Source organism: Azoarcus sp. TTM-91 (genome assembly GCF_012911025.1).
Lineage (GTDB): Bacteria > Pseudomonadota > Gammaproteobacteria > Burkholderiales > Rhodocyclaceae > Azoarcus.
In genome coordinates this window covers 39,664-61,379 of record NZ_WUEI01000008.1, presented here as the reverse complement: position 1 = coordinate 61,379, position 21,716 = coordinate 39,664, and the positions used below count along the sequence as shown (strand labels likewise).

The window sequence follows — 21,716 nt, the reverse complement described above, 5'->3', positions numbered from 1 at the left end:
TCCCCGCGTCACAGGCGGGGCCGGTTGGCGTAGCCGGTCATTTCCAGATAGCCCTGACCCAGCGTGGTGCCGTCCTGCCGCGTAACCGCTACCGCGCCCTCCCAGTACACCGCGCCAGTGGAGCGCCGGCCATCCAGTTCCTGGTCGTCCATCAAGGGCCGAAGATCAAGCGTGCGGTGCCCGCCGGGCAGTTGCAGGCTGATGCTCCACTCCACCGGATATTCGGCACCGGTTCGCGGCGAGAGCCAGCGCCTTCCGGGCAGGAAGCTCACCGCTTGTGGCGGCAGGCGATGCGTTTCACCACCCGCCTCGCGCACGGTTGCTGCGGTCCACAAGGGTCTGCCCGCGTGGTCGCGCATCTGGAAGGCCATTACCGCCCCGCCGTCCAGCAGATTCAGGCCCACCCAATCCCAGCCGGCTGCATCGGCCGGCATGACTTCGCTGGACCACTCATGGTCCAGCCAGGCGTGGCCTTTCACCGCGCGGCGTTTGCCGGCGAGGGTGAGCTCCCCGGCAACCTCCAACTGCGGGCGGCTGTAGTAATAGCTGGCGTGCTGCGGTGCGGGGGCCTTGCGGCTGTAGCCAGCCTCGCCATTGAGCAGCGGCGGGCCTTCCGGATGCAATTCGAGGTCAAGGCTGAAGGCGGGGTCATGAGCGGTGGCGCGATAGCGACCGTCTTCGAAGGAGAAGCGCCAGTCGCCTATCCAGGCATGGGTACGGCCCTCCTCCGCTCCCGCCAGCGGCGGCTGCGCCCGCGCACTGCGCTCAGCATGCAGCAGGCGTCCCAGCCCTGCGTCCGCCAGGGCCGCGTGGGCGATGATCAGCTGGCTGGGAGCGAACCGGCTCGCGCTGCCCTCGCCGATGCGGCTGCGCACCCGGAAGAAAGTGACTTGGAAGCCGCGCGTCTGGCCAGACTCGTCCTCCAGCCAGCCGGTGGCATACCACCACTCGGTGCGGAAGGCGGGGTGCGCGCCCAGATCCGCCGGGAAGCTGAAGCTGCGACCAGGATGGACTTCGGGATAAGGGGCACCCTCCCCTTCAAGGCCTGCCGCCTTCGTGGCTCCGACATGCATCAGCACGGCCACTCCAAGCAGCATGCCAACCAGCCGCCTCATCACCAGTCCTCCCTGACCGCGCGCACCGCGGCTTGGCTCATCGCCCGGCGCCCGGCTAGCACCGCGACCGCTGCGGCGAGCACCACCAAGCCACTGCCAAAGGCGGCCACTGGCAAATAGGGCAAATGGAAATCCATGCTCCAGTGAAAACTCTGCCGATTGATCACCTCGATCAAGACCCAGGCTACCGCCAGCCCGGCCAGTATGCCGGTGAGGACGCCCACCCCGGCTGTCCAGGCCCCTTCCATCGCCAGCAGCCGGGCAATGTCCGCCCGCGCCATGCCCAGATGGCGCAGCATGCCGAATTCGCCGCGGCGGGAGGTGCTCAGGGCGGCAAAGGTGGTAGCGACGCCGAACAGGCCGATCAGCACCGCCACCGCTTCCATCAGGTAAGTGATGAAGAAGGTTCGGTCGAAGATCGCCAGGGTGATGCGCCGGATTTCAGCCGGTACGGCAATCTCCAGCGTGTCTGCATCGAAGTGTTGCCGTATGTCTGCCGCGACCCTGCCGGGGGCGGCCGTGGCAGCCAGCCGCAGGGCGAGGTCGTTTATCCGCTCGTCGCCGGTGAGTTGGATGTAGTGCTGGCGGTCGATCACCACCGAGCCGTTCTGTCGCGCGTAATCCCGCCAGATGCCGGCGACCACGAAGCGTTGCGGCTCCCCGGCCAGCGGCAACTCCAGGGGCTGCCCGACGGTGAGCCGGTGCAGGTCCGCCACCGCCTCCGAGATCCACGCCGGCTGTCCGTTGCCCTCGTAGGTCAGGCTGCCGGCGACCAGGGGCAAACCCCAGCCGCCATGGACGGCGCGAGCGATCAGGGTGACAGCGGGCCGTTGGGCGTCCAGCCGCACACTGTCGGCACGGACTGCGTCCGCCGAGGCCACGCCCGGCACGGCTGCGATGCGGGCGACGTCCGCCGGGGTGAGGAAGCCGCTGCCGCTGCCCAGGGAAGCGCGCACATAAAGGTCGGCCGGCAGCACCGCATCCAGCCAGTGATCTACCGACGAGCGGAAGGAGCTGACCATGATCGCCATCGCCACCGCCAATGCCACGCTGGCGACCACGCCGGCGCTGGCGACCATCGCCTGGCCGGGCGCCGCAGCCAGCCTTGCGGTGGCCAGCCTGAGGACTGGCGAGCGCCGCGGCTGCAGCAGCGTGGTCAGTCGATGTGTTGCGACCGGCACCAGCAGCACCGCGGTGACGAGCAGGCAGGCAATCGCCAGATAACCGCCTGCGGGCACGCTCTGCCAGGGCGGCAACTGGCACAGAAGGAAAGCCGCCAACAAGAAGCCCGCCGCGGCCGTCGGACGCGCGCGCGCGACCAGGGCCTCGCTCGCCCCCTCGCCCGCATGCAGCCCGCGTGCTACCGGAATGCGCAGGCTAGCAGCCGCCGGTACCCAGGTGCCGGCCACGCCGGCGAGCACGCCGAGCAGCAGGTAGGCCGCGCTGGCCAATGGCGAGAAGGCCAGCGCTGGCCTCAGGCCGGAGAAATAGCCGGCGCCGAGGTCTGCGCCGACGAAACGGAAGGCGAGTGCAGCCAGCCCGTAGGCCAGCGCTACTCCGGCGGTTCCGCCGATCAGGCCCAGCACCGCCCCTTCTGCAAGCAGGCCGCGCATCAGGCTGCGCCGTGTCATTCCCAGCGCCATCAGGAAGGCGAATTCCCGGCGGCGTCGGACGACAGACAGCAACTGGCTGGAGAAGACGAGAAAACCACCGGTGAGCAAGGCGATCGCCGCCAGCATGGTGAGGTTGACCCGATAGGCTCGCGACAGTACGCCGGCCTCACCCGCCGCCGCGTCGGCAGGGCGCAGGACCACGCCGGCAGGCAGCAGCGGCTGCAGCGCCCGCATTGCCTGCGCCCTGTTCGAGCCGTCCGCCAGGCGCAGGTCGATGCGCGTCAGCCGGCCCAGCATGCCGAAGCGTTCCTGGGCGGCGGCGATGTCCATCACCCCCAGCATCTGGCCGGCAGCGCCCGGCACGTCGCCGGCGATGCGGAGACGCTGCAGCGCGGTGCCGGACTGCAGCATCAGCTCGGCGCTTCCGGGAAACTCCCGTCGTGCGGCGGCGCTGAGAAAAACCGCTTCCGGGCGCAGTGTGGCGAAGGTGTCATTGCCTTCGGCGGAGGGCATCAGCTCCGGCTGAATGCCGGCGAGGCGGAAGACGTCGATGCCAAGGATCCTGAGCGTGCCCTCGCGGCCAGGCATGCGCGCATCCACTTCGACCACCGGGCTGGCCGTTGCGACCTCGGCGCGCTGCGCCAGCTGGAAATACAACTGCTCGTCGAAGCCGGTGCGCGGGCCTATCACTTGCAGGTCCGCTCCGCCGGCAAGCTGGCGGATACCGCGGCCGAACTCGCCCAGCGCGGCGTCGTGGATCAGTTGCACCGCCAGCCCCAGTGCCACCCCCAACGCGATCGCCAGCAAGGACAGCGCGCTCGCCAGCCGGCGGCGCTTCAGGCTGGCGAGGAAGATGCGGGGCAGGACCGGGCTCATCCCTCGTCCGCCGGCAGCAGGCCGCTCTCGCTCAGGCGCAGGATGCGATCGCAGCGTGCTGCGGCGCGGTGCGAGTGCGTCACCAGGATGCCGGCCGCGCCGCTGTCGCGGATGCGGGCCAGCAGCAAGTCCAGGACGTCGTCGGCGCGAGCGGGGTCCAGGTTGCCGGTGGGCTCGTCGGCCAGCACAAGTTGCGGGTTGTGCACCAGCGCACGGGCGATGGCGACGCGCTGCTGTTCTCCGCCGGAGAGGCCCGCCGGCCAGTCATCCGCGCGATCCCGCAGCCCCACCCGCTCCAGCATCGCCAGCGCCTCCCGCTCGGCCTGGGCGGCGGGCCGCTGCAGCAGCCAGAGTGGCAGCGCCACGTTCTGCGCCAGCGTGAGGTGCGGCAGGATGTGGAAGGCCTGGAACACGAAGCCGAAGCGTTCGCGGCGGACGCGGGCATAAGCGTCGTCGTCCAGGCCGGTGAGCGTGGTGCCGCCAAGTCGGAGCTCGCCGCCGTCCACCGGCTCCAGGCCGGCGAGGCAGTTCAGCAAGGTGGATTTGCCGGAGCCCGACTCACCCACCACCGCCACGCATTCGCCGGCGGCGATGCGCAGTTCCAGGCCGCTGAATAGGCTGCGTTCGGTATCGCCCGGCCGGCGTTTCGAAAGGCGAGAGATTTCCAGCATGCAGGGCAGTTTTGTCGGAAACCTTCGCTTATACTCCGGCCGCCCTGCCGCGCCAACCGCATGCCCGTCGATCACTACGAGAATTTCCCCGTCGCTTCCCTGCTCCTGCCGGCGCGCCTGCGCGAACCGGTGGAGGCCATCTACGCCTTCGCCCGCGGCGCGGACGATGTGGCCGACGAGGGCGAGGCGACAACCGAAATCCGCCTCGCCGGCCTGCGGGCTTACCGCGATGGCCTGGATCGCATCGCCCGCCAGGAACCGCCCGCCGCAGGGGCGCTGGCGCCGATGTTCACGCGCCTGGGCAAGGCGGTCGCCGACCACCGGCTGCCGCTGCAGCCGCTGTACGATCTGCTGGATGCCTTCAGCCAGGATGTGGTCAAGATCCGCTACGCCGACTTCGCCGAACTGCTGGACTACTGCCGCCGCTCCGCCAACCCGGTCGGCCGCCTGCTGCTGCATCTCTACGAGGCGACGGACGAAGCCTCCCTGCGCGATTCGGACCGCATCTGCAGCGCGCTCCAGCTCATCAACTTCTGGCAGGATGTGGCGATCGACTGGCGCAAGCCGCGCATCTACCTGCCGGCTGACGACATGGCGCGTTTCGGCGTCACCGAGGCCGACATCGCCGACGCCCGCTGCGATGCGCGCTGGCGTGCCCTGCTCGCCTTCCAGGTCGGGCGGGCCCGGGAAATGATGCTGCAGGGCGCCCCCCTGGCCCATCGCCTGCCCGGCCGCATCGGCTGGGAACTGCGCCTCATCGTGCACGGCGGGCTTCGCATCCTGGAAGGCATCGAAGCTGTCGGCTATGACGTATTCCGCCGCCGCCCTGAGCTCGGCCGCGCAGACTGGCTGCGCATAGGCTGGCGCGCGCTGCTCTCCCGGCGGCGCTCGCCCGGCAGCACCCATGCACAAGGACAAGGATGACCTCTGCCTCCCCTTCCACCTGTTCCGCCGCGCCCCCCGCCCGCGCCGGCCAACCCGAATGAATCCGCACGACTATTGCCAGGACAAGGCCGCCAAGAGCGGCTCCAGCTTCTACTACAGCTTCATGTTCCTGCCGCCAGAACGGCGCCAGGCCATCACCGCGCTCTACGCCTTCTGCCGCGAGGTGGACGATGTGGTGGATGAGTGCAAGGACGTCTCCCTTGCCCAAACCAAGCTGCAGTGGTGGCGGCAAGAAGTGGAGCGGGTGCACGGCGGCGAACCGACGCATCCGGTGGGCCACGCGCTCAAGGACGTCAGCAGCCGCTTTTCCATGCCGCGCGAGCAGTTGCTGGAGATCATCGACGGCATGGCGATGGACCTCAGCCAGACCCGCTACCTCGACTTCAAGGGCCTGCAGCTCTACTGCTACCGGGTCGCCAGCGTGGTCGGCCTGCTCGCGGCCGAGATCTTCGGCTACAAGGACAGGCAGACCCTGAAGTACGCTCACGACCTGGGCATGGCCTTCCAGCTCACCAACATCATCCGCGACGTCGGCGAGGATGCCCGCCGTGGCCGCATCTACCTGCCGATCGAAGACCTGCAACGCTTCGGCGTGCCGGCCAAGGACATCCTCGAGGCCCGCTACAGCGACGCCTTCCGCGAGCTGATGCAGTTCCAAGCCCAGCGCGCCGAACAGTTCTACGATCAAGCCTTCGCCCAGCTGCCGGCCGGCGACCGCAAGTCACAGCGCCCCGGCCTGATCATGGCCGCCATCTACCGCGCGTTACTGAAGGAGATCGCCGCCGACGGCTTCAAGGTGCTGGATCGCCGCACCTCGCTGACCCCGCTGCGCAAGGTCTGGCTGGCTGGCTGGACCTGGATGAAGGGCTGAAGCGATGAGTGCCCCGACCGCCGCAGTCATCGGCGCTGGCTACGCCGGCCTGGCCTGCGCCGTCGAACTGGCGCGGCGCGGCGTGCACGTCACCGTGTTCGAGCGCTCCCACACCCTGGGCGGCCGCGCCCGGGTGGTGCACAAGGACGAATGGCTGGTGGACAACGGCCAGCACATCCTGATCGGCGCCTATCGCGAACTCACCCGCCTGCTGCGCCTCACCGGCGGTACGCCCAAGCAGCTGACGCACCTGCCGCTCACGCTGCACGTGCCCGGCCGGCTGGATCTGCGTGCCGCGGCCGGGCTGCCGGCGCCGCTGCATCTTGCCATCGGCATCCTGCGCGCCCGCGGGTTGGGCTGGGGCGAGCGCTTCGCCATGCTGCGGCTGATGCAGGGGCTGAAGAAATCGGGCTTCAAGGTCGCGCCCGGCACCACGGTGGAAGGGCTGTTGCGGCAGTATCGGCAGTCGCCGCTATTGTGCGAACTGATCTGGGCTCCGCTGTGCATTGCCGCGCTGAACACCCCGGTGGAGGACGCCTCCGCCCAGGTCTTCGTCAACGTGCTGCGCGACTCGCTCGCCGCGGATGCTGCAGCCAGCGAACTGCTGATCCCGCGGGTGGATCTCTCCGAGCTCTTTCCGGTACCGGCGGCACGCTACCTCGCCACCCGGCGGGGCCGGCTGCGCACCGGCAACGCCATCGAGGCGATCCGGCCCACCCCGGAAGGTTTCCTGCTGGAGGGCGACCCCGGCGGCAAGCCCTGGCGCCAGGTGGTGCTGGCCACCGCGCCCTACCATGCGGGCGCCCTGCTCGCCTCCACCGGCGCCTGCGACCGCCTGGCGAAGCAGATCGATGAGTTGCCGCACGAGCCCATCGTCACCATCTACCTGGCCCTCGGACCGGGCCAGCACCTGCCGGAGAGCATGATCGGCCTGTCGCAGGGGCCGGCGCAGTGGGCCTTCGACCGTGGCCGCCTGGGCGGCCGGGACGGGCTGATCGCCTGCGTCATCAGCGCCCATGGCGCGCACGAGGCGCTGCCGCGGGATGAGCTCATCCTGGCGGTGCATGCCCAGCTGGAACGGGAACTCGGCCGCCGGCTGCCCGCGCCGATCTGGTCGCAGGCCATTGTCGAGAAGCGGGCGACCATCGCCTGCCGACCGGGCGTGTTCCGCCCTGGCATACGGACGCCGCTTGCCGGTCTGTGGCTGGCCGGGGATTACATCGATTCGGAATACCCGGCGACGCTGGAGTCCGCCGTGAGATCCGGCGTGGCCTGCGCGGAAGGGGTCTGGGGCCAGCTGGAGCGCGGCGGCTGAACGGCCACCGCGCCTGGGCTTCAGTGGCTCGCCGCCACCGCCTCGCTCAACTGGCCGGCGCTCATGCGTAATACGCGGTCGCAGCGGCTGGCCAGGGTTTCGTCGTGGGTCACCAGCAGCAGCGTGGTGCCGGCCTCGCGGTTGAGAGAGAACATCAGCTCGACGATGGCGCGGCCGGTTTCGGCGTCCAGGTTGCCGGTGGGTTCGTCCGCCAGCAGCAGCCGCGGCCTGGCGGCAAAGGCACGGGCCAGGGCCACTCGCTGCTGCTCGCCGCCGGAGAGGTGCTTGGGGTAATGGCGCAGGCGCGGGCCGAGGCCAACCCGCTCCAGCCATTGCGTCGCCTGGGTGGCGGCGTTGTCCGCACCGGCCAGCTCCAGCGGCAGCATCACGTTCTCCAGCGCGGTCAGCGCCGGCAGCAACTGGAAGGACTGGAAGACGAAGCCGACCGCCTCCCCGCGCAGGGCCGCGCGGGCGTCCTCGTCCAGGGCGAAAAGATCGCTGCCCTGGATGCGCACCGTGCCGCTGGCGGGAACATCCAGTCCGGCGAGCAATCCCAGCAAGGTCGATTTTCCCGAGCCGGAGGCGCCGACGATGGCCACCGACTCTCCCGCGCGCACGCTGAAGCTGACGTCGCGCAGGATGTGCAACTCACCTTGACCGTCGGCCATGGGAACGTGTTTGCCCAGGCCCTCGACTTCGATGACCGGAATGGAGAACTCAATGCCGCTGCGATCCATCTTGACCTTCTTGTTCGTTGTCTTTGCTGGCTCCGCGCAAGCGGCAACCATCCTGGTGTGGGGCGACAGCCTCTCCGCCGGCTACGGACTGAAGAGCGGCGAGGCCTGGCCCACCCTGTTGCAGACGCGCCTGGCGCAGGAAGGTTTCCGCCACGAGGTCGTCAATGGCAGCGTTTCCGGCGAGACCTCCGCCGGTGGCCGCTCCCGCCTGCCGGCCGCCCTGCAAAGGCACAAGCCGGACATCGTCATCCTTGAACTGGGTGCCAACGATGGCCTGCGCGGACTGAAGCCCGCGCTGATGGCGGATAACCTGCGCGCGATGGTGCAGGCTTCCAAGGCCGCCGGCGCCCGGGTGCTGATGGTGGGCATGCAGATGCCGCCCAACTACGGTCCCGCCTACACCCGCAACTTCAGCCAGGCTTTCGTTGATGTCGCGGGCAGCGAGAAGATCGCCCATGTGCCCTTCCTGCTGGAAGGCTTCGCCGACAAGGCCGAATGGTTCCAGGCCGATGGTGCGCACCCGACTGCAGCTGCCCAGTCCGCCATCCTGGAAACCGTGTGGCAAGGGTTGAAGCCCTTGCTTGGCTCCCGCGCCGCAAAGTAAGGGCTAAGGGCAAAAAAAAACACCGAGGCGCCTTTCGGCGCCTCTTCAAGAAAGTCTCGGTCGGTTCAGCCGACCACCACCCTCGCCTCACCCGCCGCCATGCGGCCTATGACGGCGCTGCTGTCGCCCTGCACTTCCTCGATAGCTGCCTGCACTTCCGCCACCGCGGATTCCGCGCAGGCGATCAGTAGGCCGCCGGACGTCTGCGGATCGGTGACCAGCTTGCGTTTCCACTCCTCCGCATCCTGCGGCAGTGCCACCGAAGCGCCGTAGCTCGCCCAATTGCGGGTGGAGGCGCCGGTGGCGACGCCGTCGCGCACCAGGCGCAGCGCTTCGTCGATGACCGGCAGGCGGTCGAACTCCAGCCGTGCTTCCAGGTTCGCGCCGCGACACATCTCCAGCAGGTGGCCGGCGAGGCCGAAGCCGGTGACGTCAGTAACCGCGTGCACACCATCGATGTCGGCCATGCGCGCGCCGACGCGGTTCAGCGTCGTCGTCCACTTCACCATCTCGGCGTAGCCCTCGGGCGACAGGATGCCTTTCTTCAGCCCGGCGGAGAGAATGCCCACACCCAGCGGCTTGCTCAGCAGCAGCACGTCGTCTTCACGCGCGCCCGCGTTGGTACGTACCCGCGCCGGATCGACCACGCCGATGCCGACCAGGCCGTAGATGGGCTCCAGCACATCGATGGAATGGCCGCCGGCGACCGGAATGCCGGCCTCCCGGCAGACGGAGGCGCCGCCTTCCAGGATGCGGCCGATCACCTCCGGCGGCAGCTTGTCCAGCGGCATGCCGACGATGGCCAGCGCCATGATGGGTGTGCCGCCCATGGCGTAGACGTCGGACAGCGCATTGGTCGCAGCGATGCGGCCGAAGTCATAGGGATCGTCGACGATGGGGGTGAAGAAATCGGTGGTGGCGACTACTGCCTGGCGGTCGTTCAGGCGATAGACCGCGGCGTCATCCGCAGTGTCGGTGCCAACCAGCAGGTCTGCCGGTAGCACGCCGGCCGGCATGCGGGCGAGCAGATCGCTCAGCACACCGGGCGCGATTTTGCAGCCGCAGCCGCCGCCGTGGGAAAATTGGGTGAGTTTGATTTGATCCATGAGAACGAGGCGGGGAAGCCGGAACCGGCGCCCGAAAGTATGCGTAAAGGCGTTGCGACCGTAGCACAGCTGTCTTCCTTTGACGAGATCATCGACGCCCGGACATCGGCCGAGTTCGCCGAAGACCACATCCCCGGCGCGATCAACCTGCCGGTGCTGGACAACCAGCAGCGCATCATCGTCGGCACCCTGTACAAACAGGTCTCCGCCTTCGAAGCCCGCCGGGTGGGGGGCGCAATGGTGGCGGAGAACATCGCCCGCCACCTCGCCGGCCACCTTGCCGACAAGCCGAAGAACTGGCGCCCGTTGCTGTACTGCTGGCGCGGTGGCATGCGCAGTGGCTCCTTCGTCACCTGGATGCGCATGGTTGGCTGGGATGCCTGCCAGCTGGAAGGCGGTTACAAGACCTACCGCAACCACGTCATCGAGGGGGTGGGCGGGCTGGCATCGGTATTGCGCTTCGTCGTCCTCTGCGGCCCTACCGGCAGCGCCAAGACGCGGGTGCTGGAAGCGCTGGCCGGCCGCGGCGCGCAAGTGCTGGACCTGGAAGCGCTGGCGCAGCACAAGGGCTCGGTGCTGGGGGCCATTCCAGGCACAGAACAGCCTGGCCAGAAGGCCTTCGAGACCTTGCTGCATCATGCCATGCGAGGATTCGATGCGGGCCGCCCAGTGTTCGTGGAGGCCGAAAGCCGCAAGATCGGCCGTATCCAGCTGCCGGAAGCGCTGGTGCGGGCAATGCGTGCGGCGCCCTGTGCCGTGCTGGAAGCGAGCCGCGATGCCCGTCTGGCCTTTCTCGTGAGGGACTACGCCTATCTGGGTGACGATGTGGGCGCCCTGCAGGCCCGCCTTGAACGGCTGAAGGAACTGCAGAGCAAGGAGACCATCTCGCGCTGGCTGGCGCTGGCCGAGGCCCGCGCCTTGCCGCAGCTTTTCGGCGAACTGATGGATCTGCACTACGACCCGCTCTACCGGCGCTCGCAGGCCAGCCATTTCAGCGCTTTCACCAGCGCGCCGCGCTTCATCACCGATGATCTCTCGGCTGCCGGCATTGCCCGCCTGGCCGAGGACATCCTCGTCGCCCGGCTCGGCGAGGGCCCTGCCGGCTGATTGAGACCGCTGGCCAGGCGCCTGGCCCGGCCAGTGGGGTGCATCAGACCAGCGTGAGCGTCACATCGATATTGCCGCGGGTGGCATTCGAGTACGGGCACACGACGTGCGCTTTCTTCACCAGGTCCTCAGCAACGCCAGCGTCCACGCCCGGCAGCGAGATTCGAAGTTCCACCTCGATGCCAAAACCAGTGGGGATGGCGCCTATGCCGACCTGACCTTCTATCCTGGCCTCCGCCGGCAGCGCCACCTTCTCCCGCGCGGCGACGAATTTCAGGGCCCCTAGAAAGCAGGCCGAATAGCCGGCGGCGAAAAGCTGCTCCGGGTTGGTTCCCTCTCCGCCAGCGCCGCCCAGCTCACGCGGCGTGGTCAATCTGATGTCCAGCACGCCGTCGGAGGACTGGGCGCGACCGTCACGGCCGCCAGTGGCGGTTGCAGCGGCGCGGTAGAGGACTTTTTCGATGGACATGACGAACTCCTGTCTAGGGGGATGAACCGGCACCATGCGTATGAGCCGGGGTTGTTAAACGCTATTAAATAGCGCGCTAGTTAAATGCGCAAAAAAATCGAAATCTAGCTGCTGCGCATCAGCTTGCGTCTGAGGCTTTCCAGCTCATTCTTCAGGCCGAGCAGTTGGTCCGGCTCGCAATCGGTGGCGCACAACACCCCTGCCGGCACTGCGGTCGCCCTCTCCTTCAACGCCCGCCCTGCCGGAGTCAGGGTGATGATGACCTGGCGCTCATCGCTGGCGGCCCGCTGCCGGCTCAACAGGGCGGCCGCTTCGAGACGCTTGAGCAAGGGCGTCAAGGTCGCAGAATCCAGGAAGAGGCGTTCGCCGATCTCGGAAACCGTCACCCCATCACGTTCCCACAACACCATCATCACCAGGTACTGGGGATAGGTCAGGTCCAGATCCTTCAGCAACTTGCGATACACCTTGTTCATCGCCAGCGCGGTGGAATAGAGCGCGAAGCAAAGCTGGTGATCGAGAAGCAGCGAGGGTGTGGTCTTTTCCGCTGTTGTCATGGTGGGCAATTTATATCGTGCGCGATTAAATAGCAAATTTTTCGTGTCATCGACCGAGTTTGACCGCCTCCCTGCCCTCGCCCCGGATCGCGCAGACGCGCTGTATCACCGCTGGCTTGGGCGTCTCCACTTCCCCTTGTTCGAAGGCGACGATGTTCCAGCCCTGCCCCAGGCGCGCCAGCAACTCGTTCGGCGCAAGCAGGAAATCCGGGTTGCTGGGCTTGCCGAAGCGCTCATTGCCCTGCATGAAGGTCTCGTAGATCAGCACCCCGCCCTGGGACAGCATCGCCAGCATGAGATCGAAGCGCGGCCGGAACAGGTAGTTGCATACCACTACCGCATCGAAGCGGCGGCCACCGTATGGCCAGGGCGCCTGCTCCAGATCGGCCTGGCAGGTGTGCAGGTGAGGAACGCCTTGCAGCAACTCCAGCGCCACGCCGTCTTTGTCGACCGCTTCCACCCGGAAACCGCGCTGCGCCAGCCAGCGGGCATGCCGCCCGCCGCCGCAGGCGTAATCAAGAACCTCGCCGCCGGCGGCGATCAAGGGGGCGAAGCGGGTCACCCAGGGCGAAGGGGTGGCCAGGCTGGTATGCATAAAGCAATCCTCGGAAAGGAAGGGCGCAACTCGGGAGCTGGCGGCGCCAGCCCTGTTGGAAAGAGAAGGCCGCCGGCGGGTGATTCCGGCGCCAGGCCGGGAAGCGCCTGGATTCTAGCAAGCCCGTCCGCCGCCTCGGCTGCGGGAGCCGCCCGTTGCACTGGCCGGGGATCGTCCCGACCGGGCTGGAACTATGTTATAGAGATGGCGGCCCGGTTCGCGCGGGCACTGGATACTGAATCGATAACGCGCCGGCACGGCGAGCCAGGTGGATGCAGCGCTTGCCCGGGCCGGCCTCTCAAGGCCTTCCTCCCCGTAGCGATGATGTGGTCTTATCTCCTGTTTCTCCTGACCTTGCTGACGGGTATCGCGCTCGGTTTATTGGTGGATCGCCGTCGTACCGCAGCCAGGGTGGGCGAGGAAGGCGATCCCCACGCGCTCGCGGAACTGGTGGACCTGGCCTCGGACTGGTCATGGAGCACCGATGTCTCGCATCGCTACACCCGGGTCGGCGAGGGCCTGCGCAACCGTACCGGCCTGGTGCCGGCCGACCTGATCGGCTTGCGTCCCTGGGAACTGCCCTGGGTGGACGCCACTTCCGCCACCTGGATCACTTACCGGGAGCGCATCGAAAAACGCGAGCCGGTCACCCGCACGCTGGCGCTGCGCGGCGCGGATGGCCGCATCCACCACCTTGAGCTGCTTGGCCGCCCGCTGATGCGCAAGGGCACTTTCCTCGGCTATCACGGCATAGGCCGCGATGTGACCGAGCGGATCGTGACCGCCCGCGCGTTGCAGGAGAGCCAGCAGCGCTATTCGGAGGTGGTGGAGTCGGTGAATGAGGTCATCTTCCGCACCGATCCCGACGGCCGCCTCACCTTCCTCAACCGCTTCTGGCAGACCATCAGCGGCTATCGCGTCGAACAGAGCTTGGGCAAGCCGCTGGTGGATTTCCTGCACCCGGACGACCGCGAGGAAGCCCAGACCAAGCTGGCCAAGGTCGGCAATGGCGAACTGCCTGAATGCAACTGCGAGCTGCGCCTGCGCACCCGCGAAGGCGAGATTCGCTGGATAGAGGCCGCCGGCCGGCCGGTCACCGACATGGACGGCATGCCGCAGGGCCTGGCCGGCACGCTGGACGACATCTCCTCCCGCAAGGTCGCCGAGCTGACGCTGAAGAATGTGAACCAGGAGCTGGAGGCCAGGGTGCGGCTGCGCACCGCCGAACTGGAAGCGTCCAACCGCGAGCTTGAAGCCTTCTCCTACTCGGTGTCGCACGACTTGCGTGCGCCGCTGCGCGCCATCGACGGCTTCGCCCGCATCCTGGAGGAGGAGTTGGACGGCGCGCTGGACCAGGCTTCCCGCGGCCACATCGAGCGCATCCGCAAGGCCACCCAGCGCATGGCGCATCTCATCGATGCGCTGATCGAACTGGCCCGCCTCACCCGCCAGTCCCTGCACAAGGAAACCTTCGACCTCTCCGAACTGGCGCTGCAGGTGATCGACGAGTTGCGCGCCGAGGAGCCGGAGCGCATCGTCGAAGTGGAAATCACCCGCGGGCTGATGGTCACCGCCGACCGCACGCTGGCCCGCGTCCTCATCGAGAACCTCATGCGCAACGCCTGGAAGTTCTCGGCCCGCCAGCCGGTGGCGCGCATCTCCTTCCGTGCCGAGCGGGAGCGCGATCGCCGCGTGTTCTGCGTGGAAGACAATGGCGCCGGTTTCGACATGGCCTTCGCCGCCAACCTGTTCCGGCCCTTCCATCGCCTGCACAATAGTGGGGAGTTCAGCGGCACCGGCATCGGCCTGGCCACCGTACAGCGCATCATCCAGCGCCACGGCGGCCTGATCTGGGCGGAGTCGAAACCCGGACAGGGCGCGCGCTTCTATTTCACGCTGGGAAGTTGAGCAGGGAACGGCCGCAGGCCGGGCAAGTCCGTTGGAATGCACCGTGAGCGTGCGTTGTCAGGACGCAACATGGTGCACTGCAGTACAATTCGCGCCACGGCGAGGCGCGCCCGGCAGCTTTCCTGTACGGCGCCGCCCGCCTCGAACCGCTTCCTTCGAGGTCGTCGTCCGATGAAAGAAAAACACTATCTCACCTCCCTCTTCGAGCCGCGCTCAGTCGGCATCATCGGCGCCAGCGAGCGGGAAAACTCGCTCGGCAACGTGCTCATCCGCAACATGCTGGAAGCGGGCTACAAGGGCCGCCTCTTCGCCATCAACCCGAGCCACGAGACAGTCCTCGGCGTGCCCTGTTACAAATCGGTGGAGGATGTGCCCCACCGGCTGGACCTGGTGGTCATCGCGGTACGGGCGGAAAAAGCGGCGGCGCTGATGGATGCCTGCGGCCGCGCCGGCGTGCGCGCGGCCATCGTGCTCTCCTCCGGCTTCTCCGAGGCGGGGCCGCGCGGCGCCCTGCTGGAGCGCAAGCTGCTCGAGGCTGCCCGCCGCCACCGCATCCGCATGCTGGGGCCCAACTGCATCGGCCTGATGCGGCCCGAACTGGGTCTCAACGCCACCTTCGCCCATGCGCGGGCGAACAAGGGCTCGATCGGCCTCATCTCCCAGTCCGGCGCGCTGTGCGCGGCCATCCTGGACTGGGCCAAGCCGAACAACGTCGGCTTCTCGGCGGTGGTGTCGCTGGGCTCCTCCTCCGACATCGACTTCGGCGAAGTGCTGGAGTACATGATCTCCGACCCGCGCACCGAGAGCATCTTCCTCTACGTGGAGGGCATCCGGGATGCGCGCCGTTTCATGAGCGCGCTGCGCGGCGCGGCGCGGGTGAAGCCGGTGCTGCTGATGAAAGTGGGCCGCCATCCGGACGTCTCTCGCGCCATCCTGTCCCACTCCGGCGCCCAGGTCGGCGACGACGCGGTGTTCGATGCTGCGCTGCGCCGCGCCGGCGTGATCCGGCTGTACAACATGGGTCAGCTGTTCTCCGCCGCCAACGCGCTGTTCTCCCATTTCCGCCCGCGCGGCAACCGCCTGGCCGTCATCACCAATGGCGGCGGGCCGGGTGTGATGGCCGCCGATCGGGCCGGCGACCTCGGCATTCCGCTGTCGGAGTTCTCCGAGGGCACGATGGAGAAGCTCAACGCCTGCCTGCCGCCCAACTGGTCGCGCGGCAACCCGGTGGACGTACTGGGCGATGCCAACGTAGACCACTACCGCAAGGCGCTGCAGGCGGTGCTGGAAGGGCCCAACGTGGATGGCGTGCTGGTGATGCTGACGCCGCAGGCGATGACCGACCCCGACGGCGTGGCCGACGCGGTGATCGAGCTGGAACGTACCGCCGACAAGCCGGTGGTGACCTGCTGGATGGGCGACGAGCTGGTGATCAAGGCCCGCCACCGCTTCATCGAGGCCGGCATTCCCACCTTCCGCACACCGGAGCCGGCGGTGGAGTTGTTCAGCCACATCTCCGCCTACTACCGCAACCAGAAGCTGCTGATGCAGACGCCGGCGCCGCTGTCGCACCTGTCACCGCCGTCCATCGAAAGCGCGCGGCTGGTGATAGAGACCGCACTGGCAGAGCGCCGCAATGTACTGAACGAGATGGAATCCAAGGCGCTGCTAGCCGCCTTCCGCATTCCCATCGCGCAGACCGTGATCGCCCGCTCCGCCACCGAGGCCATGGTGCTGGCCGAGGAAATCGGCCTGCCGGTGGTGATGAAGATCGACTCTCCTTCCATCATCCACAAATCGGATTCCGGCGGCGTGCGCCTCAACCTGGGCAGCCTGGCGGCGGTGCGTACTGCTTACCAGGAAATCCTCGACGAGGTGAAGCGCAACCGGCCGGACGCCACCATCAACGGCGTCGCCATCGAGCCGATGATCCTCAAGCGCAACGGCCGCGAGTTGGTGGTCGGCGTGCGCCGCGACCCGGTGTTCGGCCCGGTGATCACCTTCGGCGAAGGCGGCAACCGGGTGGAAGCCAACCGCGATCTGGCGGTCGCGCTGCCGCCGCTGAACAACTACCTGGTGCACGATCTCATCCGCTCCACCCGCGTCTATCCCCTGCTCGGCCAGTTCCGCAACCTGCCGCCGATCAACATGGAGGCGCTGGAGCTGGTGCTGCTGCGGGTGTCGGAGATGGTCTGCGAGCTGCCGTGGATCGCGACGCTGGACATCAACCCACTGATCGTGGACGAAGCCGGCACCGTGGCGGTGGATGCCCGTATCGTGGTGGAGAACGTCGCCCCCACTGCGGATCGCTACGACCACATGGCGATCCACCCCTACCCTTCCCACCTGATCAGCCGCTGGACGGTGCCGGACGGCACCGAGATCACCATCCGCCCGATCAAGCCGGAAGACGCGGAGCTGGAGATCGACTTCGTCCGCGGCCTCTCCGCAGAGACCAAGTACTACCGCTTCATGAACACCATGCGCGAGCTGCCGCCGGCCATGGTGGCCCGCCTCACCCAGATCGACTACGACCGCGAGATGGCCTTCCTCGCCACCGTCCAGCAGGACGGCGTGGAGAAGGAAATCGGTGTCTGCCGCTATGCGGTGAATCCGGATGGCGAGTCTTGCGAGTTCGCGGTGGTAGTCGCCGACGACTGGCAGCACCGCGGCCTCGCGCGGCGCCTCATGGGCACCCTCATCGAAACTGCCCGCAACAAGGGCCTCACCTACATGAACGGCGTTTTCCTCGCCAACAACGAGCGCATGCTGCGCTTCGTGCAGGGCCTGGGTTTCGTACTCTCCAACGACCCGGACGACAGCACCATCAAGCTCGGCGTCCTCTCCCTGCAGGATTGATGCATGGGTCCTTCCATCGACACCATCGATTTTCACGGCATCCCCGCCCTGCGCCTGGCCACCCGCGCCGGCGCCCGCGCGGTGGTGAGCCTGTTTGGCGGACAAGTGCTGTCCTGGGCCCCGGCCCAGGGCGAAGAACGGCTCTACCTCAGCGACAAGGCAGTCTTCGACGGCCAGACGCCGATACGCGGCGGCGTGCCGGTCTGCTTCCCCCAGTTCGCCGGCCAGGGCGCTCTGCCCAAGCACGGCTTCGCCCGCAGCCGGGAATGGAGCGTGGCCGAGCAGCGCACCGGCGACGACTTCGCCCTGGTTACCCTCTGCCTGGGCGACGACGAAGGCACCCGTGCGCTCTGGCCGCAGGGCTTTTCGCTCGAACTGAGCGTGATCATCGAGGAAAGCCGGCTGGACATGGAGCTGGATGTGCAGAACACCGGCGACACTCCCTTCGACTTCACCGCCGCGCTGCATACCTATCTGCGGGTGCGCGAAGTCGAGGAATCCCGCCTGGAAGGCCTGTACGGCCTGACCTACAGCGACACCGCCGACGGCGGCAAGCTCAAGCGCGAAAGCGGCGAGGCGGTGCTGGTGGAGGATGAAACCGACCGCATCTACCGCGACAGCGTCCGGCCACTGCTGCTGCGCGAGTACGACCGCAGCCTCGGGCTGAACAGCGAGGGCTTCCCCGACGTGGTGGTGTGGAACCCGTGGGAGGAGCGCTGCGCCGCGCTGGCCGACATGCCGGCGGATGGCTTCCGCCGCATGTTGTGCGTGGAGGCCGCGGCCGCCAATCATCCCATCCACCTTGCGCCCGGCCAGCGCTGGTGGGGCCGGCAGACGCTGATCGCGCTCTGATCCGGGCGACGGACCGGGCAGCCGGCCTCCCCCAGCCCGCCCCTGGCGCCTGCAGCGCCAAGCTTGATACCGGCACAGGCGCCCCCATCTCCTTCAGGTTGTCACGAGGAGAACAAGCATGAACAACTACGCAGACGACGTCCGCGGCGACGACTTCGAGGCCAAGGTCATCCAGGCCTCCTATCACACCCCGGTGCTGGTGGATTTCTGGGCCGCCTGGTGCGGCCCCTGCCGCGTGCTCAAACCCATCCTGGAGAAGCTTGCCGAGGAATACGGCGGCCGCTTCCGGCTCGCCAAGGTGGACTCCGATGCCGAACAGGCACTGGCCCAGCGCTATGGCGTGCGCGGCATCCCGGATGTGCGCCTGTTCGTCGATGGCAAGATCGTCGATGGCTTCAGCGGCGCGCTGCCGGAGAGCCGCATCCGCGCCTTCCTCGAACCGCACCTGCCTTCGCTGGCCGAACCGCTGCGGCTGGAAGCGCGCCGCCTCGCCGCGGCCGGCGACATTCCGGCGGCGCTCGCAGTGCTGGACGAGGCCCTGGCCCGGGATCCGGCCTTCGAAGCCGCGCGGCTGGACCAGATCGAGCTGCGCATCGACAACGGCGACCTCGAACCCGCCGCCTCGCTGATCAAGGCGCTGGAATACCGCGCCCGCGACGAGGACAGGCTGAAGACCCTGCAAGCCCGCCTCGCTCTGCGCAACAACCAGCCGCAGACGGCCTCCGCCGCCGAGCTGGAGGCGCGCCTGGCGGCGGCACCGGAGGATCTCGACGCCCGTTTCGCCCTAGCGACCCTGCTCGCCGGCCAGGCCGACTACGAGCCGGCACTGCGGCATCTGCTGGAAATCGTCCGTCGCGACCGCGGCTATCGGGATGACATCGGCCGCAAGACCATGCTGCAACTGTTCGACCTGATGGGTGCCGACCCGCTGGTACGCGAGTTCCGCGCCGAGCTGGCGGCGCTGCTCAACCGCTGAGCCGGTGCCGCAGGCGCCGCCGGGCTTGCCCGCGCGGCCGCCTTGCTGGCACCATCGCCGCCTTCCTCGGGCGCCACCCCGGCGGCGCCTCCAGCCTTCCCTGAACGACCCGGCCTCCATCCGGGCATCCATTCCCAAGAGCATGCTGCCTCCGATCGAACACCGTATTGCCGAGGAAATCGGCGTTTCCCCACGCCAGGTCATGGCCGCCGTCCAACTGCTGGACGAGGGGGCCACCGTTCCCTTCGTCGCCCGCTACCGCAAGGAAGCCACCGGCGGGCTGGACGACACCCAGTTGCGCACGCTGGAAGAGCGCCTGGGCTATCTGCGCGAGCTGGAAGACCGCCGCGCCAGCGTCATCGCCTCCATCGAGGAGCAAGGCAAGATGACACCCGCGCTGCGCGCCGACATCGACCACGCCGACACCAAGCAGCGCCTGGAGGACCTCTACCTGCCCTACAAGCAGAAGCGCCGCACCAAGGCGCAGATCGCCCGCGAAGCCGGCATCGCGCCGCTGACCGAAGCCCTGCTCGCCGACCCCATGCTGGAACCGGAGCAGGAGGCCGCCAGGTTCCTCAACGCCGAGGCTGGTTTCGCCGATGCCAAGAGCGTGCTGGACGGCGCCCGCCAGATACTGATGGAGCAGTTCGCGGAAGATGCTGCGCTGCTGGGCGAGCTGCGCAGCTTTCTGCAGGACAGCGGCAAGGTGCGTTCCAGCGTCATCGAAGGCAAGGAGAACGAAGGCGCCAAGTTCCGCGACTGGTTCGACTTCGCCGAGCCGGTCGCCGCCATGCCCTCCCACCGCGCGCTGGCGCTGCTGCGGGGCCGCAATGAGGGCGTGCTGAAACTTTCGCTGGATGTGGACCGGCCGGACGAAACCGCTCCCCACCCTTGCGAAGGCCGTATCGCCAGCCGTTTCGGCATCCGCAACCAGGGCCGCCCCGCCGACCGCTGGCTGGCCGACACCGTGCGTTGGGCCTGGAGCGTGAAGATCTCGTTGCACCTGGAGCTGGAACTGATGGGCCAGCTGCGCGAGCGCGCCGAGGAAGAGGCCATCCACGTCTTCGCCCGCAACCTCAAGGACCTGCTGCTGGCCGCGCCGGCCGGCGCCCGCCCGACCATGGGCCTGGACCCCGGCATCCGCACTGGCGTCAAAGTCGCGGTGGTGGATACCACCGGCAAGCTGGTGGACACCGCCACCGTCTATCCCTTCGAACCGCGCCGCGACTGGGAGGCCTCCATCGCCACGCTGGCGGTGCTGGCCAAGCGCCACAACGTGGAGCTGATCGCCATCGGCAATGGCACCGCATCGCGCGAGACCGACAAGCTGGCCGCCGACCTGCTGAAGCGGCATCCGGACCTGCGGGCGACCAAGATCACCGTGTCCGAGGCCGGCGCATCGGTCTATTCCGCCTCCGAGCTGGCCGCCCGCGAGTTCCGGGATGTGGACGTGTCGCTGCGCGGCGCCGTCTCCATCGCCCGCCGCCTGCAGGACCCGCTGGCGGAGCTGGTCAAGATCGATCCCAAGTCCATCGGCGTCGGCCAGTACCAGCACGACGTGAACCAGGGCAAGCTGGCCAAGAGCCTGGACGCGGTGGTGGAGGACTGCGTCAACGCGGTCGGCGTGGATGTGAACACCGCTTCTGCGCCCCTGCTGGCACGCATCTCCGGCCTCAACGCCACGCTGGCGGCCAATATCGTCGAGCACCGCAACGCCAACGGCCCCTTCCCCAACCGGGAAGCGCTGAAGGAGGTCGCCCGCCTCGGCCCCAAGACCTTCGAACAGGCCGCCGGCTTCCTGCGCGTGCCTACCGGCGACAACCCGCTGGACGCCTCCGCGGTGCACCCGGAAGCCTACCCGGTGGTCGAGCGCATCCTCGGCCGGGTGCAGAAGACGGTGCGCGAGCTGATGGGCAACGGCAGCTTCCTCAAGTCGCTGAAGCCGGCCGAGTTCACCGACGAGCGCTTCGGCCTGCCCACGGTGCAGGACATCCTCGCCGAGCTGGAAAAGCCCGGCCGCGACCCGCGCCCCGAGTTCCGCACCGCCACCTTCCGCGACGGCGTCGAGGAAGTGAAGGACCTGGCCCCCGGCATGCTGCTGGAAGGCGTGGTCACCAACGTCACTAATTTCGGCGCCTTTGTGGACATCGGGGTGCATCAGGACGGGCTGGTGCACATCTCCGCGCTGTCCGAACGCTTCGTCAAGGATCCGCACTCGGTGGTCAAGGCCGGCGACGTGGTCAAGGTCAAGGTGCTGGAGGTGGATCTGCAGCGCAAGCGCATCGCGCTGACCATGCGCCTGTCCGACGAAGCCGCGCCGCGCCGCGCCGACGACAACGGCCGCCGCGACAACAACGGCGGCAACCGCAACAGCCGTCCGCCGCAGCGCCGCGAGGAACAGCGGCCAGCGGCCAGCGGGGCGCTGGCGGCCGCCTTCGCCCGCGCCAAGGGTCGCTGAGCGCGGAGCATTTGTCGTTTCTACCGGCTTCCGGGCGGCCGCGGTGACGCAAGGCCGGGAGCGCAAAATGCAAGGAAAGGGG

General features: G+C 68.1%; 18 protein-coding genes. 10 read left to right on the top strand and 8 right to left on the bottom strand.

Annotated features, from left to right (window positions below):
• Positions 1-8 precede the first annotated feature (8 nt).
• From GRF61_RS04315 to GRF61_RS04305, 3 genes are read right to left on the bottom strand one after another with little or no spacing between them, the layout of a single operon-like run.
• Positions 9-1,115, bottom strand: a complete 1,107-nt coding sequence (locus tag GRF61_RS04315; RefSeq protein ID WP_169149479.1) for a carotenoid 1,2-hydratase — start codon at positions 1,113-1,115, stop codon at positions 9-11.
• A complete protein-coding gene (locus GRF61_RS04310; RefSeq protein WP_169149478.1) occupies positions 1,115-3,604 on the bottom strand; it encodes an FtsX-like permease family protein in 2,490 nt (829 codons plus the stop codon). The genes GRF61_RS04315 and GRF61_RS04310 overlap by 1 nt, the downstream gene beginning before the upstream one ends.
• Positions 3,601-4,275 carry an ABC transporter ATP-binding protein gene (locus tag GRF61_RS04305; RefSeq protein WP_169149477.1) on the bottom strand — a complete coding sequence of 225 codons (675 nt, stop codon included), beginning with the start codon at positions 4,273-4,275 and terminating at the stop codon, positions 3,601-3,603. Before GRF61_RS04305 ends, GRF61_RS04310 begins: the two co-directional genes overlap by 4 nt.
• Before the next feature lie 60 nt (positions 4,276-4,335).
• Here GRF61_RS04305 and hpnC point away from each other — a divergent pair, with 60 nt between their 5' ends.
• From hpnC to hpnE, 3 genes are read left to right on the top strand one after another with little or no spacing between them, the layout of a single operon-like run.
• Positions 4,336-5,199: a squalene synthase HpnC gene (hpnC, locus tag GRF61_RS04300; protein WP_169149476.1), complete on the top strand. Its 864-nt coding sequence runs from the start codon at positions 4,336-4,338 to the stop codon at positions 5,197-5,199.
• 58 nt (positions 5,200-5,257) lie between these two features.
• Positions 5,258-6,091, top strand: coding sequence for a presqualene diphosphate synthase HpnD (hpnD, locus tag GRF61_RS04295; RefSeq protein WP_169149475.1), 834 nt, complete (start codon positions 5,258-5,260; stop codon positions 6,089-6,091).
• 4 nt (positions 6,092-6,095) lie between these two features.
• Positions 6,096-7,406, top strand: a complete 1,311-nt coding sequence (gene hpnE, locus GRF61_RS04290; RefSeq protein ID WP_169149474.1) for a hydroxysqualene dehydroxylase HpnE — start codon at positions 6,096-6,098, stop codon at positions 7,404-7,406.
• Between the two features lie 20 nt (positions 7,407-7,426).
• Here the strand turns inward: hpnE and GRF61_RS04285 are convergent, their stop codons facing one another.
• Complete coding sequence (locus GRF61_RS04285) at positions 7,427-8,143, bottom strand: ABC transporter ATP-binding protein (protein WP_169149473.1); 717 nt, start codon at positions 8,141-8,143, stop codon at positions 7,427-7,429.
• Here GRF61_RS04285 and GRF61_RS04280 point away from each other — a divergent pair.
• Positions 8,127-8,747: an arylesterase gene (locus tag GRF61_RS04280; protein WP_169149472.1), complete on the top strand. Its 621-nt coding sequence runs from the start codon at positions 8,127-8,129 to the stop codon at positions 8,745-8,747. The two genes, GRF61_RS04285 and GRF61_RS04280, sit on opposite strands and share 17 nt — an antisense overlap.
• A gap of 65 nt (positions 8,748-8,812) precedes the next feature.
• Here GRF61_RS04280 and selD read toward each other — a convergent pair whose 3' ends face one another.
• On the bottom strand, positions 8,813-9,853 hold the full coding sequence (gene selD, locus GRF61_RS04275) for a selenide, water dikinase SelD (protein ID WP_169149471.1): 1,041 nt from the start codon (positions 9,851-9,853) through the stop codon (positions 8,813-8,815).
• A 39-nt stretch (positions 9,854-9,892) separates the two neighbouring features.
• Between selD and mnmH the strand changes: the two genes are divergently transcribed.
• On the top strand, positions 9,893-10,960 hold the full coding sequence (gene mnmH, locus GRF61_RS04270) for a tRNA 2-selenouridine(34) synthase MnmH (protein WP_169149470.1): 1,068 nt from the start codon (positions 9,893-9,895) through the stop codon (positions 10,958-10,960).
• Between the two features lie 43 nt (positions 10,961-11,003).
• On the opposite strand, the gene GRF61_RS04265 is transcribed toward mnmH, so the two are convergent.
• From GRF61_RS04265 to GRF61_RS04255, 3 genes are all read right to left on the bottom strand, one after another.
• A complete protein-coding gene (locus tag GRF61_RS04265) occupies positions 11,004-11,429 on the bottom strand; it encodes an organic hydroperoxide resistance protein (RefSeq protein ID WP_169149469.1) in 426 nt (141 codons plus the stop codon).
• Positions 11,430-11,533: 104 nt separating this feature from the next.
• Positions 11,534-11,986, bottom strand: a complete 453-nt coding sequence (locus GRF61_RS04260) for a MarR family transcriptional regulator (protein WP_169149468.1) — start codon at positions 11,984-11,986, stop codon at positions 11,534-11,536.
• A gap of 46 nt (positions 11,987-12,032) precedes the next feature.
• Entirely contained in the window at positions 12,033-12,581 is a 549-nt protein-coding gene (locus tag GRF61_RS04255; protein WP_169149467.1) for a methyltransferase domain-containing protein, read from the bottom strand.
• Between the two features lie 384 nt (positions 12,582-12,965).
• Here GRF61_RS04255 and GRF61_RS04250 point away from each other — a divergent pair, with 384 nt between their 5' ends.
• The 5 genes from GRF61_RS04250 to GRF61_RS04230 all read left to right on the top strand — a co-directional run bounded on the left by GRF61_RS04250 (position 12,966) and on the right by GRF61_RS04230 (position 21,634).
• On the top strand, positions 12,966-14,489 hold the full coding sequence (locus tag GRF61_RS04250) for a PAS domain S-box protein (protein ID WP_348982340.1): 1,524 nt from the start codon (positions 12,966-12,968) through the stop codon (positions 14,487-14,489).
• Positions 14,490-14,660: 171 nt separating this feature from the next.
• Complete coding sequence (locus GRF61_RS04245; RefSeq protein ID WP_169149466.1) at positions 14,661-17,348, top strand: GNAT family N-acetyltransferase; 2,688 nt, start codon at positions 14,661-14,663, stop codon at positions 17,346-17,348.
• Between the two features lie 3 nt (positions 17,349-17,351).
• Positions 17,352-18,200 carry a D-hexose-6-phosphate mutarotase gene (locus GRF61_RS04240; protein ID WP_169149465.1) on the top strand — a complete coding sequence of 283 codons (849 nt, stop codon included), beginning with the start codon at positions 17,352-17,354 and terminating at the stop codon, positions 18,198-18,200.
• A gap of 118 nt (positions 18,201-18,318) precedes the next feature.
• Positions 18,319-19,176 carry a tetratricopeptide repeat protein gene (locus tag GRF61_RS04235; protein WP_169149464.1) on the top strand — a complete coding sequence of 286 codons (858 nt, stop codon included), beginning with the start codon at positions 18,319-18,321 and terminating at the stop codon, positions 19,174-19,176.
• 142 nt (positions 19,177-19,318) lie between these two features.
• On the top strand, positions 19,319-21,634 hold the full coding sequence (locus GRF61_RS04230) for a Tex family protein (protein ID WP_169149463.1): 2,316 nt from the start codon (positions 19,319-19,321) through the stop codon (positions 21,632-21,634).
• Positions 21,635-21,716: the final 82 nt, after the last annotated feature.

Bases quoted from the DNA above. Each gene is read 5' to 3' on its own strand.
- GRF61_RS04315 (WP_169149479.1), bottom strand. From the start codon at position 1,115: ATGAGGCGGCTGGTTGGCATGCTGCTTGGAGTGGCCGTGCTGATGCAT.
- GRF61_RS04310 (WP_169149478.1), bottom strand. From the start codon at position 3,604: ATGAGCCCGGTCCTGCCCCGCATCTTCCTCGCCAGCCTGAAGCGCCGC.
- GRF61_RS04305 (WP_169149477.1), bottom strand. From the start codon at position 4,275: ATGCTGGAAATCTCTCGCCTTTCGAAACGCCGGCCGGGCGATACCGAA.
- hpnC (WP_169149476.1), top strand. From the start codon at position 4,336: ATGCCCGTCGATCACTACGAGAATTTCCCCGTCGCTTCCCTGCTCCTG.
- hpnD (WP_169149475.1), top strand. From the start codon at position 5,258: ATGAATCCGCACGACTATTGCCAGGACAAGGCCGCCAAGAGCGGCTCC.
- hpnE (WP_169149474.1), top strand. From the start codon at position 6,096: ATGAGTGCCCCGACCGCCGCAGTCATCGGCGCTGGCTACGCCGGCCTG.
- GRF61_RS04280 (WP_169149472.1), top strand. From the start codon at position 8,127: ATGCCGCTGCGATCCATCTTGACCTTCTTGTTCGTTGTCTTTGCTGGC.
- GRF61_RS04285 (WP_169149473.1), bottom strand. From the start codon at position 8,143: ATGGATCGCAGCGGCATTGAGTTCTCCATTCCGGTCATCGAAGTCGAG.
- selD (WP_169149471.1), bottom strand. From the start codon at position 9,853: ATGGATCAAATCAAACTCACCCAATTTTCCCACGGCGGCGGCTGCGGC.
- mnmH (WP_169149470.1), top strand. From the start codon at position 9,893: ATGCGTAAAGGCGTTGCGACCGTAGCACAGCTGTCTTCCTTTGACGAG.
- GRF61_RS04265 (WP_169149469.1), bottom strand. From the start codon at position 11,429: ATGTCCATCGAAAAAGTCCTCTACCGCGCCGCTGCAACCGCCACTGGC.
- GRF61_RS04260 (WP_169149468.1), bottom strand. From the start codon at position 11,986: ATGACAACAGCGGAAAAGACCACACCCTCGCTGCTTCTCGATCACCAG.
- GRF61_RS04255 (WP_169149467.1), bottom strand. From the start codon at position 12,581: ATGCATACCAGCCTGGCCACCCCTTCGCCCTGGGTGACCCGCTTCGCC.
- GRF61_RS04245 (WP_169149466.1), top strand. From the start codon at position 14,661: ATGAAAGAAAAACACTATCTCACCTCCCTCTTCGAGCCGCGCTCAGTC.
- GRF61_RS04240 (WP_169149465.1), top strand. From the start codon at position 17,352: ATGGGTCCTTCCATCGACACCATCGATTTTCACGGCATCCCCGCCCTG.
- GRF61_RS04235 (WP_169149464.1), top strand. From the start codon at position 18,319: ATGAACAACTACGCAGACGACGTCCGCGGCGACGACTTCGAGGCCAAG.
- GRF61_RS04230 (WP_169149463.1), top strand. From the start codon at position 19,319: ATGCTGCCTCCGATCGAACACCGTATTGCCGAGGAAATCGGCGTTTCC.